General features: G+C 58.5%; 13 protein-coding genes. 6 read left to right on the forward strand and 7 right to left on the reverse strand.

What is annotated here, in order from left to right; translation table 11 throughout:
* Positions 1-112: 112 nt before the first annotated feature.
* Positions 113-1174: a tRNA epoxyqueuosine(34) reductase QueG gene (queG, locus tag G7W63_RS05350; RefSeq protein WP_166254221.1), complete on the forward strand. Its 1062-nt coding sequence runs from the start codon at positions 113-115 to the stop codon at positions 1172-1174.
* A 23-nt stretch (positions 1175-1197) separates the two neighbouring features.
* Here queG and orn read toward each other — a convergent pair whose 3' ends face one another.
* Positions 1198-1740, reverse strand: a complete 543-nt coding sequence (gene orn / locus G7W63_RS05355) for an oligoribonuclease (RefSeq protein WP_166254224.1) — start codon at positions 1738-1740, stop codon at positions 1198-1200.
* Positions 1741-1887: 147 nt separating this feature from the next.
* On the opposite strand from orn, the gene rsgA reads away from it, so the two are divergent.
* Entirely contained in the window at positions 1888-2949 is a 1062-nt protein-coding gene (gene rsgA / locus G7W63_RS05360) for a small ribosomal subunit biogenesis GTPase RsgA (RefSeq protein ID WP_166254227.1), read from the forward strand.
* Here rsgA and motB read toward each other — a convergent pair.
* Together motB and motA are read right to left on the reverse strand one after the other, a co-directional pair.
* On the reverse strand, positions 2939-3907 hold the full coding sequence (gene motB / locus G7W63_RS05365) for a flagellar motor protein MotB (protein WP_166254230.1): 969 nt from the start codon (positions 3905-3907) through the stop codon (positions 2939-2941). The genes rsgA and motB overlap by 11 nt on opposite strands.
* Positions 3908-3954: 47 nt before the next feature.
* Positions 3955-4806 carry a flagellar motor stator protein MotA gene (motA, locus tag G7W63_RS05370; RefSeq protein ID WP_166254233.1) on the reverse strand — a complete coding sequence of 284 codons (852 nt, stop codon included), beginning with the start codon at positions 4804-4806 and terminating at the stop codon, positions 3955-3957.
* Positions 4807-5042: 236 nt separating this feature from the next.
* Between motA and asd the strand changes: the two genes are divergently transcribed.
* The gene (gene asd, locus G7W63_RS05375) at positions 5043-5909 is read left to right on the forward strand and encodes an archaetidylserine decarboxylase (protein ID WP_166254235.1); all 867 of its coding nucleotides are present in this window, start codon (positions 5043-5045) and stop codon (positions 5907-5909) included.
* 17 nt (positions 5910-5926) lie between these two features.
* On the opposite strand, the gene epmA is transcribed toward asd, so the two are convergent.
* Together epmA and efp are read right to left on the reverse strand one after the other, a co-directional pair.
* Positions 5927-6910 carry an EF-P lysine aminoacylase EpmA gene (epmA, locus tag G7W63_RS05380; protein ID WP_278185416.1) on the reverse strand — a complete coding sequence of 328 codons (984 nt, stop codon included), beginning with the start codon at positions 6908-6910 and terminating at the stop codon, positions 5927-5929.
* A 4-nt stretch (positions 6911-6914) separates the two neighbouring features.
* The gene (gene efp, locus G7W63_RS05385; protein ID WP_166254241.1) at positions 6915-7487 is read right to left on the reverse strand and encodes an elongation factor P; all 573 of its coding nucleotides are present in this window, start codon (positions 7485-7487) and stop codon (positions 6915-6917) included.
* 69 nt (positions 7488-7556) lie between these two features.
* Between efp and epmB the strand changes: the two genes are divergently transcribed.
* The 3 genes from epmB (at position 7557) to G7W63_RS05400 (ending at position 12879) form a co-directional block, all read left to right on the forward strand.
* A complete protein-coding gene (epmB, locus tag G7W63_RS05390) occupies positions 7557-8591 on the forward strand; it encodes an EF-P beta-lysylation protein EpmB (RefSeq protein ID WP_166254244.1) in 1035 nt (344 codons plus the stop codon).
* Between the two features lie 269 nt (positions 8592-8860).
* Positions 8861-10666 (forward strand): GTPase, encoded by a 1806-nt coding sequence (locus tag G7W63_RS05395; RefSeq protein WP_166254247.1) that lies wholly within the window; start codon positions 8861-8863, stop codon positions 10664-10666.
* A 128-nt stretch (positions 10667-10794) separates the two neighbouring features.
* Entirely contained in the window at positions 10795-12879 is a 2085-nt protein-coding gene (locus tag G7W63_RS05400; RefSeq protein WP_166254250.1) for an EAL domain-containing response regulator, read from the forward strand.
* On the opposite strand, the gene serB is transcribed toward G7W63_RS05400, so the two are convergent.
* Both serB and parC read right to left on the reverse strand, forming a co-directional pair.
* A complete protein-coding gene (gene serB / locus G7W63_RS05405) occupies positions 12873-14081 on the reverse strand; it encodes a phosphoserine phosphatase SerB (protein WP_166254253.1) in 1209 nt (402 codons plus the stop codon). The genes G7W63_RS05400 and serB overlap by 7 nt on opposite strands.
* Positions 14074-16392 (reverse strand): DNA topoisomerase IV subunit A, encoded by a 2319-nt coding sequence (parC, locus tag G7W63_RS05410; RefSeq protein WP_166254256.1) that lies wholly within the window; start codon positions 16390-16392, stop codon positions 14074-14076. Before parC ends, serB begins: the two co-directional genes overlap by 8 nt.
* Positions 16393-16458: the final 66 nt, after the last annotated feature.

Raw genomic sequence — 16458 nt, forward strand, 5'->3', positions numbered from 1 at the left:
GGCCCCGGTACAGAATTGGGTTTAACTAATATACTTAGACGTCTGTAAAGAGTAGCAAAATCTTGGAAAAGGTCATAACTTAATCAATGATAATTTTACATCTGTCATTACCATGAGCGAATCCTTAGCCGATCTGATGCCACAGATCCGCGCGTGGGCCGAAGAGCTTGGTTTCAGCGACCTGGGCGTTACCGAGCCCAACACCGGCGTTCATGCCGAGCGGCTCAAAGAGTGGCTGGCTGCCGGGATGCATGGCGAAATGGCGTACATGGCCGATCATGGGGTCAAGCGCCACGAGCCTGAAGCCCTGGTGCCTGGCACTTTACGGGTCATCTCGGTGCGGATGGATTATCTCGCCGCCCCGGACGCCCCTACCAAAACCCTGGCCAATCCAGAGAAGGCCTACATCTCCCGCTACACCCTTGGCCGGGACTACCACAAGCTGCTGCGCAAACGCCTGGCCACCCTCGCCAAGCGGATTGATGAAGCGGTGGCAGGCTACGACTACCGGGCGTTCGTGGACAGCGCGCCGGTACTTGAGCGTGCCCTTGCCCAGCGTGCCGGCTTGGGCTGGATCGGCAAGAACACCATGCTGTTGAACCGCAAGGCAGGTTCGTTCTTTTTCCTGGGGGAGATATTCACCAGCGCCCCCCTGCCCCTGGACGAGCCTTACTCGGGCTCACACTGTGGCAGTTGCTCGGCCTGCCTTGATCTTTGTCCGACCAATGCCTTCGTCGGCCCTAACAAGCTCGATGCGCGCCGCTGTATAAGCTACCTCACCATCGAACTCAAAGGCTCCATACCGAAAGAGCTGCGTCCGTTAATGGGAAATCGCGTGTTCGGCTGTGATGACTGCCAGCTGGTGTGCCCCTGGAACAAGTTCAGCAAGGCATCGAAGGAGGATGATTTTCAACCCCGTCACCAGTTGGACAACAGCGACCTGGCCGCCCTGTTTCTCTGGACAGAAGAAGAATTTCTCAAGCGAACCGAGGGGTCCGCTATCCGGCGTACGGGCTACGAAGGCTGGCTGCGAAATCTGGCAGTGGGCCTTGGCAATGCGCCCACGACCATACCCGTTACAGAAGCCCTGAAACAGCGGGCCCGGGACCCTTCGCCCCTGGTTCAGGAACATGTCCACTGGGCCCTGCGCCGCCATGGCATCGAGCCTGAATAGCTGACAGCGCGGCCTGCACCCGCTCAGAGTCTGAAGAAGTGCTCCCGGTAATGCCGCAGCTCATCAATGGAGTCCCGGATATCGTCGAGAGCCAGGTGTGTGCCCTTTTTCTTCACCCCTTCCAGCACGTCCGGCCGCCAGCGCCGGGCAAGCTCCTTGATGGTACTGACATCCAGATTGCGGTAATGAAAGAACGCTTCAAGTTCCGGCATATACTTCACCAGGAAACGACGGTCCTGGCCTATGCTGTTGCCGCACAGGGGCGACTGCCCGGGCCCCATGTGCTCCCTGAGAAATGCCAGGGTCTGCTGTTCGGCCTCCGCCTCTGACGTCCGGCTCTCCCGCACCCGTTGGGTCAGGCCGGTTTCGCCATGGGTCCGGGTGCACCATTCATCCATGGCTTCGAGCAGGTCATCGGCTTGCTTAACGGCAATGACCGGCCCTTCGGCAATCAGATTAAGATCAGAGTCGGTCACCAGGGTGGCCATTTCTATAATCCGTTCCTTCTCGGGATCGAGCCCGGTCATCTCAAGATCAATCCAGACCAGTCGGTCGGTCACAGCCATAGTCTATCTCCAGAGCGTCGTGTCGGAGGCGCCCAGCTCCGGAGGCGCATGCCGGTCCGGAACGGTAGGTCCCTTGTGAAGTAATCCCGTATGATGGTACACAGATCAACCACATTTTTGGATCACTTAACTGAATGATCACTACCCATGGCTAAACGGCGACTGAACAAGCAACAGCAATGGCGCATCGAGAAGGTCCAGAGCGAGCGTTCCCAGCGAGCCGCCCGCAAGGAGCGGGTCATTGACGAGCAGTTGGAGGCCAGCCAGCTGGGGGTAGAACAGCTGGGCCTGGTCATAGCCCACTTCGGCCAGCAGCTTGACGTTGAAGCCCTTGAAGGTGACCGGCAAGGACGGGTACTGAGGTGTTATGCTCGGGCCAACATCAATGCTCTGGTGACCGGAGACAGGGTGGTCTGGCGGCCGGCGGCGGATGATACCGGCGTCATTGTCGCCCTGGAAGAGCGCGACTCCCTGCTTCAGCGACCGGATAACTTTGGCCAACTCAAGCCGGTGGCAGCCAATATCGACCACATCATTCTGGTCATCGCGCCCGAGCCTGAACCCCATGACAACCTGATAGACCGCTACCTTGTTGCCGCCGAGAACACAGGCATTCCGGCGGTTATCCTGCTCAACAAAACGGATCTGCTGACCCCGGTCAACCGCCCTCCCATCGACGCCCTGCTTGGCCGCTACGAGGCCCTGGGCTACAAGGTGGTCAGAACCTCTGCCCTGGACAACAAAGGGGAAACCCAGGCTGAAGACGACTTCCGGGCGCTGGTGAAAGACCGTACGTCGGTCTTCGTGGGACAATCCGGCGTTGGCAAATCGTCCATCATCCAGACCCTGCTGCCCAATGATCTGCTTCGGGTAGGCGGTTTGTCCGAGAGCACGGGCAAAGGCACCCATACCACCACTACAGCGCGGCTGTTCCACCTGTCTTTCGGCGGCGAACTGATAGACTCGCCGGGCATACGGGAATTCGGACTGTGGCACATGACGCCAAGGGAGATTGAGCAGGGCTTCCGGGAAATCAGCCCGCTAATCGGCTACTGCAAGTTCCGCAACTGCCGTCACCAGGGGGAACCCGGGTGTGCAATAGAACTGGCAGCCGCCGAGGGTCGAATCAGCGAAGAACGCATGCGCAGCTTCCGGCGCATCCTCTTCGACATGGCCGAGCAACAGGCCCGCGGCCTGACTACCAACTGACTTCGTCGGGCCTGGTTTCCGGCTTGTCTTCCAGCCACTCACCGCTTTCCAGGCGTCTGCGCGCAGCGTCCGACTCGGCCTCGGTAGGCGCCGTCATATCGATCAAAGGCGTGTCTGAACGAGTACTCTGGCCGGCGTTCTGCTGGATTTCATCGGTGGCCTTCTTGTTAAGCACGATGATTGAGATCCGCCGGTTGACCGGAGCTGTCGGGTCCTCCTTGTCGAACAGCACCGAATCACTGAGACCCACCACCCGGGCAATCTGCTGGCCTCGGACACCGCCCGCCACCAGCGCCCTACGGGCGGTGTTGGCGCGGTCGGCGGACAATTCCCAGTTGGTATAGCCGGGCCGCCCGCCAAACGGGGTGGCATCGGTATGGCCGGTGATGCTGAGCTTGTTTGTCACAGCGCCAAGGGGCTTGGCAAGCTCAAACAGAATATCCTGGGAGTAGTACTTGAGCTGGGCCCGGCCACTGTCGAACATGGGGCGCTGGGACCGGTCCACAATCTGAATCCGCAGGCCCTCATCGGTGATATCGATCAAAAGCTGATCCTTGAACTCCTGCAGTGTTTCGCTTTGCTCGATCTGTTCCTGCAGGTCCTGGAACAGATCGGACATCTGCCGCTGCTCAAGGGTTTCCGCCAGCTTTTCGATGCGTTCATCTTCCAGTCTTATCTCTTCGCTGGCGACGTCCGCCGACGTTGCGTCCACCACAGAAGCGCTGCCCCCCAGGTCAATGGGATTGGCCGACCCGCCTTCCTCAAACCCGATGGGGTCATTGAAATAGCCTTCGATAGCCGCTTTCTGTTCCGGAGTGGTATTAGTGGTGAGCCACAGCACCAGAAAAAACGCCATCATGGCGGTGGCAAAGTCGGCAAACGCCACTTTCCAGGAGCCGCCGTGATGGGCAGCAGCCACCTTCTTGACACGTTTTACAATGATCGGCTGCTCTTCCACGGTCTCACCTATCCAGGGACGAAATACTCAAACGCTGCCTCAGCGGCTTATTTGGACCTTACGTGGTCATTGAGCTCCTGAAACAACGGTCGCTTATCCGTCGGTAGCGCTTTACGACCGAATTCGATGGCCATCTGGGGTGCCTGCCCCGATACCGTCGCGACAATGGCAGCCTTGATGCATTCGTAGGCGCGGATTTCGTACAGCGCCTGATGCTCCATCGCCGTTGAGGTGGGCCCCACGAAACCGTAGCCCATCCAGATACCCAGAAAGGTACCCACCAGTGCCGCTGCAACCTTAACCCCAATGACCTCGGGTCCACTGGCCAGAAAGCTCATGGTGATGACGATACCCAGTACCGCAGCCACGATCCCGAGACCCGGCAGCGCATCCGCGACCTTGTTGACGGCATGGGCTGGCTCCTCAAGCTCATGCCGCCGGCTTTCTATCTCATTGTCCATCAAGCCTTCAAGCTCATGGGGTGCCATGTTGCCGGAACTGATGATCCGCATGTAGTCGGTCACAAAGGCCATCAACTCGTGGGACTTCATCACCGCCGGGTAGCGGGTGAATATCTGGCTGGACTCGGGGCTGTCGATATCCTCTTCAATGGACATCACGCCCTGTTTGCGGGATTTATCGAACACGTCGTAGAGCATGCTCAGCAAATCCATGTAAAACGCTTTGTTGAACGGCGAGCCGGTAAGCAGCTGCATGACCCGCTTGAAGACTTCCTTGATGGTGTGCATGGGGTTGGAAATTATGAACGCGCCGAACGCTGCGCCGCCGATGATCAGGATCTCCGTGGGCTGCCACAGCACCGCAAGCTGGCCGCCGTGGAGTACATACCCGCCCAGAACACTGGCCAAAACAATGATCGCACCAAGGATTAACGCCATCTGGTCAACTACACCCTGTTGGAATGGAACATCTGACCGAGGCCCCGCGTGTCTTACAACCTTAACGCGGGGTCTTTCGGCATTAAATAGTAGCAACGCTTCCGCGAGTCTGCCCGGCGGATAAAACAGTTATCGGCAGCTTGCGCATTTGCTAGACTCCCGGACTTTATCAGGAAGTGTCTGCAACTTCCTGAGACATTTTGTAGGCGTTACGTTCGCCCGGAGACCATGCGTTCATGCGGAATAAGCTGTTTATACTGAGCCAGTACCTCGTACCCCAGATCTCGATCACTCGTGTGGCCGGCAAGCTCGCAGACAGTACCAGCGTGCCTGCACTCAAAAATCGTGTTATTACCTGGTTCATAAAACGCTACGGGGTAGATATGAGCGAAGCCCAAGACAGCGATCCGGCCGCCTACCCCAGCTTCAATGCCTTTTTTACCCGCGCCCTCAAGCCTGGCATGCGCCCAGTAGAAGGCGGCGAAAAAGTCGTGATCAGCCCCGTCGACGGCGCCATGAGCCAACTGGGCCAGATAACCGGCGACCGGGTTTTCCAGGCCAAGGGCCAGTCCTTCAGCCTGCTTGAGCTGCTTGGCGGCGACCATGAGCGCGCCCGGCACTTCGACGAGGGTGAGTTCGCCACCATTTACCTGGCCCCCAAGGATTATCATCGCATCCACATGCCCCTGGCGGGCACCCTGCGGGAAATGGTCTACGTGCCTGGCAAGCTCTTCTCAGTTAACCCCCTGACCGCTGAAAACGTACCCAATCTTTTTGCCCGGAATGAGCGAGTGGTCTCAATATTTGATACCCAGTTCGGCCCCATGGCGATGGTCCTCGTGGGTGCGATGATTGTGGGCAGCGTCGAGACCACCTGGGCTGGCGTGGTCGCTCCAAGTCGCCCGAGGGAAGTTTCCGGCACCCGATACGACACCCTGGCCAAACCGATCAGCTTTGAAAAAGGCGAGGAAATGGGCCGCTTCCGGCTGGGTTCTACGGTGATTCTGGTTTTCCCGAAGGGCGTGGCCAAGTGGGACCCGGCCATGGACGCAGCCCGCAATGTCCGCCTGGGCGAGGCCCTGGGACACTGCGAACTGGTATAGAGCAGGCCGGGCAGCGGTCAGGCCCGCTCAATAGGAAAAGGCAGAACATCGGCAATGTCACGGGTGCCCAGCTTCAGCATCAGCAACCGGTCGAGCCCAAGAGCCACTCCGGCGCAGTCCGGCAGGCCTGCATCAAGCGCTGCCAGCAGTCGACTGTCAATGTCACGCACGGGTTTGCCCGCCGCTACCCTGAGCCGATTGTCAGCTTCGAACCGGCGACGCTGCTCCGGCGCGTCGGCGAGCTCCCAATAGCCATTGCAGAGCTCTACACCTTCAACATACAACTCGAAGCGATGCGCTATCGTCACTCCATCCCAAACCGATGTTCTTGCCAGGGCAGCCTGGCTGGCGGGGTAATGCTGGATAAAGGTTGGAGGCTCTGACTTAAGGGCAGGCTCGATCTCGTGACTCATGATCACATCGAGACAGTCATCCCGTGACAGTTGGTGGGCCAGGTCTTCTCCGAGCCAGCGCTGGCAATGATGGGCAAGGTCGGCATCACTGATTGTGAACGGGTCCAGCCCGGCGTATCGCCGGCATGCGTCACGGTAGTCGAGCCGCCGGGGCGTGGGCGCACCCAGCCAGCCACACACAAGCTCTGCCACCTCATCCATCAGTTGCTGGTCGTCAAAGCCCGTGCGATACCATTCCAGCAGAGAGAATTCGGGGTTGTGACGGCGGCCGCGCTCGCCATCGCGAAATGCCCGGGCGATCTGAAAGATCGGACCACAGCCGGCGGCAAGCAGGCGCTTCATATGATACTCGGGAGAAGTCTGAAGCCAGGCATTCGGGTCAGGCCAGCCAGAGCCTGAGGAAACCCGGGCCGGAATCGCATCAAGGTTGACGTCCGTGACGCCGAAGCGCCCGATCACCGGTGTTTCAACCTCCAGCACCTGGCGACTGGCAAAGAAATCGCGCACAAACGCCGACTGTCTGGCACGCATTTCAAGGGCTTCCAGGGACGCTGACGGCTGCCAGCTCCCGACGGTGCCGGAGTCCACAGTGTCAGGTTTTGACGCGGTTGACGTATTCGCCGCTGCGGGTATCGACCTTCAGCACATCGCCAATGTTAATGAACAGAGGTACGCTGACCACGGCGCCAGTGGTCAGGGTGGCAGGCTTGGAGCCTCCCTGGGCGGTGTCGCCTTTCATGCCCGGATCCGTATCGACAACCTCAAGCTCGACAAAGTTCGGCGCGCTCACGGTCAACGGCGCACCGTTATACAGGGTGACGGTGTAGACATCCTGTTCCTTGAGCCACTTGAGCACGTCGGATACCGCTTTGGCATCAGCAGGGTATTGCTCGAAAGAACCATCAGTCAGCATGAAATGCCAGAATTCCCCATCGGTGTACAGGTACTCCATTTCCTGCTCAACGACGTCGGCGGATTCCAGACTGTCGCCGGACTTGAAGGTCCGCTCCCAGACGCGGTTTGACATCAGGTTACGCAATTTGACGCGATTGAACGCCTGACCCTTGCCGGGTTTGACGAATTCGTTCTCAAGAATCACGCAGGGGTCGCCGTCCAGTAAAACCTTAAGACCGCTGCGAAATTCGTTGGTAGAATGTGAAGCCATGAAAATATCACCTGAAATAGCACTGTTGAAAAGACAGTTTAGCGTGCAGCTGAGAGCACAAAAGTCCCTATGATACAGCGAACCCACGCTCTGGTAGAAGCCCGCCACCCAGATAATGCCAGCCCTAACTGGCGACAGCAGCTGACTGACTCGATCACCGACCCTGCCGTATTGCTTGAAACCTTGGGCCTGGACCCTCAACGCTGGCTGGGCGGGGCCCGTGCGGGCCATCAGCTGTTTCCGGTCAGAGTGCCGGCGCCCTATCTGGCCAGGATTCGCTACGGTGACCCCCATGACCCCTTGCTCAGGCAAGTCCTGCCGCTAACAGCGGAGACCGATACAGTAGCGGGATTCGTTACCGACCCGCTGGAAGAGGCCAGCGCCACAGCCGCGACCGGCCTGATCCGCAAATACAAGAGCCGTGCCTTGCTAATGGTCACTGGCCAGTGCGCGATTAATTGCCGATATTGTTTCCGTCGCCATTTCCCCTATGAAGACCATCGTCTGTCCCCGCAACAGCGCAGGACCGTGCTGGAAACCCTGGAGAGCTCACCGGAAATCAATGAGATCATTTTCAGTGGCGGCGATCCCCTGGTCGCCAATGACCGACTGCTGGCCCAGTGGGCAGAACAGCTTGCGGCCCTGCCCGGGATAAAACGGCTCCGCATTCATACTCGCCTGCCGGTGGTCATCCCCGCAAGAGTCGATGCGGCATTACTGGGTTGGCTCGACCAGAGCCCGCTGCAGAAAGTCATGGTGCTGCACATCAATCACCCCAACGAGATCGACCACCAGGTCAGGGCAGCCCTTTCCAGCCTCCAGGCCGCCGGTGTAACACTGCTGAACCAGAGCGTCATTCTGAAAGGGGTAAATGATGACAGCGCAGTGCTCGCCGAGCTCAGCGAGTCGCTATTCGCATCCAGAGTCATGCCTTATTATCTTCACGCCTTCGACCCGGTAGCCGGCGCACACCACTTCGATACCAGTGACGAGGTGGCCAGAGGACTTGTGCGCGAACTCCAGGCCATCCTGCCAGGTTTTCTGGTGCCGAAACTGGTACGGGAAATACCGGGTCAAATGAGCAAGACGCTACTGGACCCCTGAGCTCGCCGCGCCATGGGTGAGGTACAGACAAGCAGAGGCCTGTGAAAAGGGATAGCCAGACCGGAATGTCAACTATTGTCAACTTGGGGCTTGCTGGCTTTTTGTTCTTTCTTTGCTATTTTACAGTCAAGAAACCTTTTATAGTTAAAATTCTGTAATTTATGCGTTTTTCAGCTGTCCCGGATTTATGCCTGTGGGCCCCGGAGTGATCCTATCAACTGGCAGAGAAACGTTTTCAAGTTGTATTTTTGGCGTGAGCTGCTGGTGGTATGAGCCTGAAACCCGATTTGACCGTACCGGAACAAAAGACCGCAAGCCTGTCTTTTTGCGATGCCACACCCAAGGCCTTCAGGGACTGGGTGGGGCAACTACCCATGGCGAACGTGGGCGAAGTTTCCCGCCAGCTCTACCACGCCATTATCGAAATGAACCAGATGTTTCTGGCGCCGGCCCAGCGGTTGCAGCTGCTTGAGCTGATCCGGCCGAAGATACGGTTTGTCTGCGGTGAGCTGGCCCGGCATTACCTTGGCATGGCGATCGCCCTGCCCGAGAGACAGCGCAAGATTGCCAATCTCTCCCAGGCCCTGCAGCTCCACCTGGCCAACGGCTATAAAATCACTCTGCTTGAGCTGATAGACAACGGCGGTATAGAGAAAAACCGTAAGCTACTGAACACCAGTTGCCACCGGGCCCTGACCGAGCTGGGCGCCACCATTGTCAGGGCCCATCAGCTCTATTGCCCGAGCCCTGCGAGGAGCTGGCTCGAGTCCCATCGCATTTTCCGTTTTGCCTACCGCAACAAACTGATCTCGGCACCGATCGAAGACCAGACCCTGTGCCATCGTCACAGCAGCACGGTGGCAGACGCCTACAAACGCATACTCATGCTGGGCTGCGCACGGCCCAACCAGCTGCGCCAGAGTGAACTGATGCAGGTCTATGAACTGTTTGAGTCTTGGACCGACCTGGTCAGGTGCAGTCCCGAGCTTGGTGAAAGCCTGTTCGTGGTGGACATGGAACGGGACTCGCCACCGATCTACCGCAGCCTGATGCAGAATGCCCCCGGCAGTGACAGCTTTGGTTTCGATACCACAGCGGTATCCGAGCGAATCACTGAATACCTCCAGGCCCGGTATGACTACCAGCCTGCCACCGAAACCGCTCTGACGCTGCCGACAGCCGCCACCGACACGTTGCTCACCCACCTGGGCCAGGCCCTGGGCATCCTTACCAAGCGTAATTTCAACCGCATTGTCAGCCAGGGCTATCTGCACATTTGTGTGGGGCTGACCTCTGCCCATTATTTCGTGTCAGGAGAAAAGAACTTTAACCAGTTCGTCGCGGGCAATGACGCGAAAGAGCGTGCCGGCGCGGAAGAGGACGAGAATGTCTTTCTCAGCACCGCCAGGCGCCGCAACGACGCCTGGGCCGGGGCCCACGATGCCGGTCCCAGCGAGGGGCTACGCTCTGCAGACAGTCCCATTAACTTTCGGGGAACCGGAGGCTCTTGCGAGGGCAGTGGGGCACGGGCTCAGCCTCGCTCTTACAAAACGCTGCTGATGAACACCAGCCCCGGTGGCTACTGCGTCAGCTGGGAAACTGATGTCCCACCCTGCTTGCAGGCGGGAGAAATTCTTGGGGTAAGGGAGAAAGTCGCCCACCCCTGGAGCATTGCGATCGTGCGCTGGATACGGCAGGTGCGTAACCAGGGTACACAGATAGGCATTGAGCTGCTGGCGCCCAGCGCGTCCCCCTGTGGTGTCCGTCTGATCCAGAAAATTGGCAACAGCAGCGAATACCTGCGGGGGTTGCTGCTCCCGGAAATCAGTGCCGTTGGTCAGGCCGCCACCCTGATCACACCGCGACTGCCGTTCCAGTCCGGAAGCCGGATATCCCTGCTGCACGACGGCCGTGAAGACCAGGGACAGCTGTCCCGCCGGGTCTCGGCCACTGGCAGCATCAGCCAGTTCGAGCTTAAACTGCAGCATAACAACCTTAGCGCCAATGAGGCACCGGTCACATCCTCCAAAAAAGCCAGTGAGGACGAGTTCGACTCCCTGTGGCCTTCGCTCTAGGAAAGGGTTGTTATTGGCAAATATCCGCTGCATCATTCGTCGGGCGAGAGTAACAGAGGCGCCGCGAATAAAGGCCTGCCGGTTTGCTCCCTAATAACGCTCAGCAGATTGCGAGAGATCTCCACGGCATGCAGAAAAAGAACGCTACGGTTCATCTACTGTTACTTGACCCGTCTCAGAACGATGCGGAAACCCTGGTCAGCTTGTTGAGAAATGCTGGCCGCGCTACCCGGGCCCACCGGGTCACCTCGGAAGAAGACCTGGAAGAGGCCATCCGCACCGGCACCTGGGACCTCATGCTGGCCCGTGACATTGACCAGGAGGTCAAGCCGGAAGAGGCACTGGCGACCATCCGCCGGCTGGACAAGGACATCCCGTTCATTCTGCTGACCGGTGACTATGACCGGGACCGCACCGTAAGCTTTCTTAAAGCCGGTGCCCAGGATACGGTGCCTGGCGACTACACCGACCTTCTGGTACTGGTCGTCCGCCGCGAGCTTTCTGCGCTGGACGAACGCCGGCGCCGCCGCTCCCTTGAGTCTCACCTGCGGGAAGCGGAACAACGCTGCCAGCTTCTGCTGGAAAGCTCCAAGGATGCCATCGCCTACATCAACGATGGCATGCACATCTACGCCAATCAGTCATACATGGACTTTCTCGGTTATGACGACATTGACGAGCTTATCTGCATTCCCCTTCTGGACACGCTCGCCCCGGAGAGCCAGGGTCCCTACAAGGACTTCATGAAGGCTTTCGCCGATGGTGAAGACGATGGCATGAAGCTGAACTGCGTGGCGCGCCGCAGCGATGACCAGCAGCTCAACATCACCATGACAGCCTTGTCTGCCACATACGACGGCGAACCCTGCACGCAGATTGTGATCCAGCCTGAAAAGAGCGACCTGGAACTGGAAGAAAAGATTCGTCAGATCAGCAGCCAGGATCTGTTGACCGGCCTGTTTAACCGCCAGTACCTGATGGACGCCCTCAACAAAGCGATCGTCAAGGCCGGTGAGAACAACGAGACCGGGGCTCTGGCCTATATCGCTCTTGATGATTTCATGGCCATGAAGAGCAAAGTCGGCATCGCCGGGGCGGACCTGTTGCTGGGCGACCTGGCCGGCATCCTGCGCCAGCATGTGGGAGAGGAGATGATCCTGGCGCGGCTGAGCGACGACGCGTTCTGCATCCTTTGCCAGCCTTGCGAGGAACAGACACTGGCGGACCTGTGTGAACGCATACGCAAGCATATTGAAGATCACCTGTTCGACATCAGCGACCGCACGATCCAGTTAACGGTAAGCATCGGTGTTGCCGCCATTACCGAGAATTCGCCCAAGGCGCCCGATATGATCAGTCGCGCCCATACCGCATCAGCAGAGGTCAGGAAACTGGAGGGCCACGATCGCGGTAACGGCCTGGTGATCTACAACCCGGCGGACTTCGAGACCCTTGATGAAGACAATTCCGTTGAGGCGATCCAGAAGGCGCTTGATGAGGACCGTTTCCGGCTCCTGTTCCAGCCCATCATCAATCTCCGGGGTGAGGGTGAAGAGCACTACGAAGCGTTTGTGCGAATGCTAGATAAAGACGGCAAAGAGGTTTCGCCTTACGACTTCCTGCCGCCCATGGGGCCTTCGGACATGGCCGGCAAAATCGATCGCTGGGTCACCCTGCAGACCATCAAGCAGCTTTCCGGGCACCGATCAAAAGGCCACGATACCCGCCTGTTCCTGAATATCACTTCCGAAACCCTGCAGGACAAGACGTTCACTTCGTGGTTGAGTGTCGCGCTCAAGGCAGCCCGCCTGCCCGGCGATTCGCTGATATTCCAGATGCGCGAAGGTGACGCCAACGCCTATCTCAAGCAGGCCAGGGAGTTTTCCAAATCATTGCGGGAACTGCATTGTAAGGTATCGATCTGTCAGTTTGGCTGTGCCCTCAACCCCTTCAATACTCTCAAGCATGTGGATGTGGACTACATCAAGATTGATGGCTCGTTTACCGAGGAGATTCAGAAGAGCGAAGAGGCCCGGGACAAGGTCAAGGAAATGGTCGAGTCCCTGCGCAGCTCAGGCAAGCTGACCATCATCCCCCTGGTAGAGAACGCCGCCGTGCTGGCGACGCTCTGGCAGGCAGGCGTCAACTACATTCAGGGCTACTACCTGCAGGCGCCGGTGCCGGAAATGAACTACGATTTCGGCGATCAGTGAGTTTCGCTCTCCCTGAATCCGATCAGATAGAGGATGGCGTCCAGCCCGAGCGTTGAAATTGAGTGACGGGCGGACTCCTTGACCAGGGGTTTGGCCCGAAAAGCCACCCCCAGGCCCGCCTGGCTCAGCATGGGTAGGTCGTTGGCGCCGTCCCCTACTGCAATCACCTGTTCCCGGGACACGTTCTCCTTGAGGGCGATTTCCTTGAGCAGCTCAGCCTTGCGCTGGCCGTCCACGATCCGGCCCGATACCCGGCCCGTGACCTTGCCGTCGACAATTTCCAGTTCGTTGGCATAGACGTAGTCAATACCCAGTCGTTGCTGGAGGTTGCGGGCAAAATAGCTGAAACCGCCGGACAGGATGGCCGTACGATACCCCAGAGACTTCAGGCTGCGCAGAAGATGTTCTGCGCCCTCGGTAAGTTTCAGGCGCTCGGCGATGGCCGCAAGCACGGACTCATCCAGGCCCTTGAGCAGGGCCAGGCGTTCGGCAAAGCTCGCGGCAAAATCCAGCTTGCCCTGCATGGCCAGTTCGGTAATGGCCGCTACCTGCTCACCCACGCCCGCCTCACGGGCCAGCTCGTCGATAACCTCAGCCTCTATCAATGTGGAATCCATATCGAACACCACCAGACGGCGGTTGCGGCGGAAGATCGAATCTTCCTGGAAGGCGATATCGACGTTCATCTCGCTGGCTATATGAAGGAAATCGGAGCGTAACTTCTCCGGATCCTCTGGCGTACCGCGCACGGAAAACTCGATACAGGCAATGCGGTCGTCCGACGGTTTCAGAGACGGCCGTGCTGACAGGCGGGATATGTTGTCGATATTCAGGCCATGGCGCGCCGTGATGGCCGAAACCCGGGCAATCTGCTCCGCCTTGATGTCCCTGGACATCAGGGTAACGATGTAGCAGGCCCGGTTTCTGCCCGAGGCCCAGCTCTGGTATTCCGCTTCCGATATGGGCGCAAACCGGACCTGGAGGTCCAGGGCGTGCAGGCGGAAAAGCAATTCCTTTACTACTGATGAAGATTTCGACTCATCGGGTATCTCCGCCAGAATACCCCAGGTCAGATGGTCATGGATCACCGCCTGACCGATGTCCAGTATACGGACGTCATATCGGCCCATGATACCGGTGATTTCGGAAGTCAGACCTGGCTTGTCACGACCGGACACATTGATCAGTACCAGCTCACTCACGTTCAGGCTGCTCCTTGTCGTCTGCGCCATCATCTTCGGTTTCCGCGGCTACCGGGCTACTACCTACGACCTCGATACCGTCTACCCGCTGCAGGCCCCGGGGCAACTTATGCCCGCGCCGACCCCGTTCGCCGAGGTAATGCTCCAGGTCACTGAACTGAAGGCTCATCTTGCGTTTGCCTGCCTGTATCTGAAGTTGATCCTTTTCAGCGAACACGGCCACCGCCACCACAAACTCCTCCCGGTTCTGGACCCGTGCCGAGGGGATGCTTATGATCTTGTTGCCCTTGCCCTTGGCCAGTTCAGGCAGTTCGCTTAGCGGGAACACCAGCATCCGCCCCTCATTGGTAATAGCTGCCAGAAACAGCGGCTCACTGCGCTTGGGAATCAGCTTGGGCGGCATGATGCGGGCGCCCTTGGGTACATTGACCACGGCTTTACCGTTACGGTTCTTGCTGATCATTTCCTCCAGTGATGTGACAAAGCCATAGCCGCCGTCCGTCACCAGCAGGACCTTTTCCGACGGGTCCCCCATGAGCAGACCGGAGAAGGTAGCGCCTGAGGGCGGATTGATACGCCCGGTAAGGGGATCGCCCTGGCCACGGGCGGAAGGCAGGGTATGGGCCAGCAGCGAATAGGCCCGACCCGTCGAGTCGAGGAAGATGGCCTGCTGATTAGTGCGCCCCTTGGCCGCCATGGCAAAACGGTCACCAGACTTGTAGCTCAGCCCTTCCGGCTCAATGTCATGGCCCTTGGCCGCCCTGACCCAGCCCTTGTCGGACAGCACCACGGTCACCGGATCGTTGGAGATCAGGTCGAGTTCACTGAAGGCTTTTGCTTCTTCCCTGGCCACAATCGGCGAACGCCGGTCATCGCCATAGGTCTCGGCATCGGCCTGCAGCTCGGACTTGATCAGTTCCCGCAAGCGGTCCTTGGAACCCAGTATCGACTGCAACTCATCCCGCTCAGCGGCCAGTTCGTCCTGCTCGCCACGAATCTTCATCTCCTCAAGTTTGGCCAGGTGCCTCAGCTTGAGCTCGAGTATGGCTTCGGCCTGCTCGCCGGTGAGGGCAAAGCGACTGATCAGCTCCGCCTTGGGTTTGTCGTAGCTGCGGATAATCTCAATGACCTCGTCAATATTGAGATAGGCGATCAGAAGGCCTTCCAGCAGGTGAAGCCGGGACAGTACCTTATCGAGCCGGTATTGCAGACGACGGGTGACCGTCACCCACCGGTAGCTGATCCATTCGCTGAGCAGGGTGTGCAGGTTCTTGACCGCAGGGCGCCCGTCCGTGCCAATGACGTTGATGTTGACCCGGTAGGTTTTCTCAAGGTCGGTACTGGCAAACAGATGGGCCATAAGGCCCTGCTGATCCACCCGGTTGGACCGGGGCACGATCACCAGACGGGTGGGGTTCTCGTGGTCTGACTCGTCCCTCAGGTCTGCCACCATGGGCAGTTTGCGGGTCTGCATCTGGTGCGCTATCTGCTCCAGTACACGGTTGCCGGAAACCTGATGAGGCAGATCGGTGACTACGATCTCACCGCTTTCGTTGATCCAGCGGGCACGCATGCGTAGAGACCCACGCCCGGTCTCGTACATCTGCCGCAGATCTTTCTGGGGCGTGATGATTTCAGCGTAGGTTGGAAAATCCGGGCCCTTGATGTGCTCGCACAACTGATCGATGGTGGTATCCGGATCGTCAAGCAGACGGATGCAGGCAGCTGTGACTTCCCTGACGTTATGGGGCGGAATATCCGTGGCCATCCCCACGGCAATACCCGTAGTTCCGTTCAGCAACACGTGAGGCAGTCGTGCTGGCAGCGTCGAGGGCTCATCCATGGTGCCATCAAAATTTGGCACCCAGTCGACCGTGCCCTGCCCCAATTCCGACAGGAGGACATCTGCAAAGGCGGCGAGCCTTGATTCGGTATAACGCATGGCGGCAAAGGACTTGGGGTCATCCGGAGAACCCCAGTTGCCCTGGCCGTCTACCAGCGGATAGCGGTAGGAGAACGGCTGGGCCATGAGAACCATCGCCTCATAGCAAGCGCTGTCGCCGTGAGGGTGAAACTTACCCAGAACATCACCTACGGTACGTGCCGACTTCTTGTACTTGGAAGTGGACTTCAGACCAAGTTCGGACATGGCATAGATGATACGCCGCTGCACAGGCTTGAGGCCGTCACCGACACTCGGCAAGGCACGGTCCAGGATGACGTACATCGAATAATCAAGGTAGGCCTTCTCGGTATAATCCCGCAGCGCAACGCGCTCGAACCCTTCGTCCGTGGTCTGAAATTCTGGCATGGAAGCCTCTTGTAACTGTTGTGAATACCGCATGCTGCCAGGGACAGCGAATCAGGGTGCTCATTA

The sequence above is a fragment of the Marinobacter salicampi genome, from assembly GCF_011074795.1.
In the GTDB taxonomy this organism is placed as follows: Bacteria; Pseudomonadota; Gammaproteobacteria; order Pseudomonadales; family Oleiphilaceae; genus Marinobacter; species Marinobacter salicampi.